This window comes from Microbacterium sp. (assembly GCF_046295495.1).
Lineage (GTDB): Bacteria > Actinomycetota > Actinomycetes > Actinomycetales > Microbacteriaceae > Microbacterium.
The window spans coordinates 1-3,276 of record NZ_JBKBNC010000083.1 but is presented as its reverse complement, the minus strand read 5'-3'; the positions used below and the strand labels follow the sequence as shown (position 1 = coordinate 3,276).

The 3,276-nt window shown below is 71.2% G+C and carries 2 protein-coding genes; both read left to right on the top strand.

Going from position 1 to position 3,276, the window contains the following annotated elements; all coding sequences use genetic code 11:
- Positions 1–418: 418 nt before the first annotated feature.
- Positions 419–2,764, top strand: a complete 2,346-nt coding sequence (locus ACK4LS_RS14635; protein WP_409718827.1) for an ATP-binding cassette domain-containing protein — start codon at positions 419–421, stop codon at positions 2,762–2,764.
- Positions 2,765–2,869: 105 nt separating this feature from the next.
- Complete coding sequence (locus tag ACK4LS_RS14630) at positions 2,870–3,178, top strand: hypothetical protein (RefSeq protein WP_409718823.1); 309 nt, start codon at positions 2,870–2,872, stop codon at positions 3,176–3,178.
- Positions 3,179–3,276 lie beyond the last annotated feature (98 nt).

The following is a 3,276-nucleotide window of genomic DNA, read 5'->3' as shown; positions in this document are numbered from 1 at the left end:
GCACCACGGCGCCGGCGCCGGCGCCGCGCGGTCGCAGGGCACCGGTCGTTCGGCATCCGGTACCCCCACGACCGGCATGGTCGTCGGAGCCCGCAGCCCCCGCACGAACCGTCGCGCCCAGGGCTGACGCTCTCTCCCGGTGCCCCCGCAGATCTGTCTGCGGGGGCACCGTGCTGTTCCGGGCTCGTTCGAGCACGATGGCCCGCGCCCGGCCCCGGATGCCGCGACCCGGGTGCCGCGTCCGAGGCCGCGTCCCGGGTGCCGCGTCCGGGGAGCGGCGAGCGGGATGCCGTGACCCGGGTGCCGCGACCCGGATGCGCGATCCGGGCGACCGCCGGCCGCCCACGGCGCGCGTGCGCGGGTTCCTCGCGGATGTCGGTGGTGTGCGCCACACTGGGGGCGATCCCGAGGAGGCGCCATGACCGAGCCCGAGCCCGACGCCCACGACGTCATCCGCGTGCGCGGTGCCCGCGAGAACAACCTGAAGAACGTCGATCTCGACGTGCCCAAGCGGCGCCTGACGGTGTTCACCGGGGTGAGCGGATCCGGGAAGTCCTCACTCGTGTTCGGCACGATCGCGGCCGAGTCCCAGCGACTCATCAACGAGACGTACCCCACCTTCGTCCAGCAGTTCATGGGGGAGCTGTCCCGCCCCGACGTCGACGCGCTCGAGAACATGAGCGCCACCATCCGCATCGACCAGGAGCGCATGGCGGCCAACGCGCGGTCGACCGTGGGCACAGCCACCGACGTGCACGCGATGCTGCGGGTGCTCTTCAGTCGCCTCGGCCAGCCGCACGTCGGGTCGTCGCAGGCGTTCTCGTTCAACGTCCCCTCGGTCTCGGGTGCCGGTGCCGTCACCATCGCCACGGGCGCGCGAAAGGGGCAGAAGGAGCGGCGGTCGTTCGAGATCACGGGCGGGATGTGCCCGGAGTGCGAGGGTCTCGGGCAGGTGAGCGACATCGACATCGACCAGCTCGTCGATTCCTCGCGATCCCTCAACGAGGGCGCCATCCTCGTGCCGGGCTACACCGCCGACGGCTGGATGGTGCGGGTGTTCAGCGAGTCGGGTTTCCTCGACCCCGACAAGCCGGTGCGCGATTTCACCGCCGAGGAGCGCGAGGCCTTCCTCTACCGGGAGCAGACGAAGGTCCGCATCGCCAGCACCAACATGACCTACGAGGGGCTCGTCCCCAAGGTCACCAAGAGCATGCTGCAGAAAGATCGCGACGCGCTCCAGCCGCACGTCCGCGCCTTCGTCGACCGCGCGGTGACCTTCGTCGCCTGCCCGGCCTGCGCGGGCACGCGTCTGAACGAGGGCGCGCGGTCGTCGCGCATCGGCGACGTGAACATCGCGGATGCCGCGGCCATGCAGATCACCGACCTCGCCGCCTGGGTGCGCACGATCGACGACCCCACGGTGGCGCCGCTGGTGCAGGGGCTGCGCGAGACCCTCGACGCCTTCGTGCACATCGGCCTGGGCTACCTCTCGCTCGACCGCTCCAGCGGCACCCTGTCGGGCGGTGAGGCGCAGCGCACGAAGATGATCCGCCACCTCGGTTCGAGCCTGAGCGACGTCACGTACGTGTTCGACGAGCCGACCGCGGGGTTGCATCCCCATGACATCCAGCGCATGAACGAGACCCTCCAGCAGCTGCGCGACAAGGGCAACACCGTGCTCGTGGTCGAGCACAAGCCCGAGGTGATCGACATCGCCGATCACGTGGTCGACCTCGGACCGCGCGCGGGGCGCGACGGCGGCACGGTGCAGTACCAGGGAGACGTCGCGGGGCTCCGCGCCTCCGACACCCTCACCGGCCGGTTCCTCGATCATCGGGCGCGGCTGAAAGACTCCGTGCGGCGGCCCACGGGGGCCATGCCCATCCGCGGGGCGTCGCAGCACAACCTCCGGAGCGTCGACGTCGACGTTCCCCGCGGCGTGTTGACGGTCGTGACCGGGGTGGCCGGGTCGGGCAAGTCATCCCTGATCCACGGCAACCTCCCCGCGTCCGACGATGTGGTCGTCGTCGACCAGTCCGCCATCAAGGGCTCGCGGCGCAGCAGCCCGGCCACCTACACGGGCATCCTCGACGCGGTGCGCGCCGCGTTCGCGAAGGCCAACGGGGTCAAGCCCGCTCTGTTCAGCGCCAACAGCGAAGGCGCCTGCCCCGCGTGCCGGGGCCTCGGGGTGATCGTGACGCAGCTGGGCTTCCAATCCACGGTCGAGACCGTCTGCGAACTGTGCGCCGGCACGGGCTTCAGCGACGAGGTGCTCACGTACACCCTCGACGGCAAGAACATCGCCGAGGTGCTCGCCCTGTCGGTCGAGGATGCGTCCGACTTCCTCGTGAAGGGTCCGGCCGCCGCGGTGCTCGGGCGCCTGCGCGACGTGGGCCTGGGCTACCTCACGCTCGGTCAGGCGCTGAACACCCTGTCGGGCGGGGAACGGCAGCGCCTCAAGCTGGCAATCTCGATGGCGAAGGCAGGTGCCATCTACGTGCTCGACGAGCCCACGACGGGTCTCCACCTCGCCGACGTCGATACGCTGCTGCGCCTGCTCGACCAGCTCGTGGATGCCGGCAACACCGTCGTCGTGATCGAGCACCACCAGGCGGTGATGGCGCACGCTGACTGGCTCATCGATCTCGGACCGGGCGCTGGTCGCGACGGTGGGACGGTCGTGTTCGAGGGGACGCCGGCCGAGCTCGTCGCCGCGCGTTCGACCACCACCGGCGAGCATCTCGCCCGTTACGTCGGCGCGTGACCGTGTCGTCGGCGCGGAAGGACGCACCGCGTCGACAAGAGCACGTCGCGGCTCGCACGGCAACCCGGGCTGACGCCGCCGCGATCGGGATCTAACGTGCTTCCCATGTCGCCCTCGATCGAACGTCTCTCCCTCTCGGTGGCCGGCGTGGCCTATCCCCTCGCGCCGATCGAGCGCCTCGAGACGTTGAAGGACGCGATCCGGCAGGCCGTGCGCTCGGGCGGGGATTTCGTGGACGTCACCGTCGACAGCGGCGAGCGGCTGAGCGTCTTCCTCACCGCCGCATCGGTCGTCAGCCTCGCCACGGTGACGGTGCCCCTCGACACCGGAAGAGCCGACGGAGAAGAATCCGAGCCGCTGCACCCCGGTCTGGCGCATCCCTTCGACGACCAGTTCCCGTACGACGTCATCTGACGGCGCGACTCCCGCGCCGCGGCGGCGGACCGCTTGGCCCGGCCGCAGCTCCCCGGCGGCGCCGCGCCGGCGGGGCCCGCGCCGGGCGCGTGGCTCAG

Excerpts from the sequence above, each read along its gene's own strand:
- ACK4LS_RS14635 (WP_409718827.1), top strand. The coding sequence starts at position 419 with ATGACCGAGCCCGAGCCCGACGCCCACGACGTCATCCGCGTGCGCGGT.
- ACK4LS_RS14630 (WP_409718823.1), top strand. The coding sequence starts at position 2,870 with ATGTCGCCCTCGATCGAACGTCTCTCCCTCTCGGTGGCCGGCGTGGCC.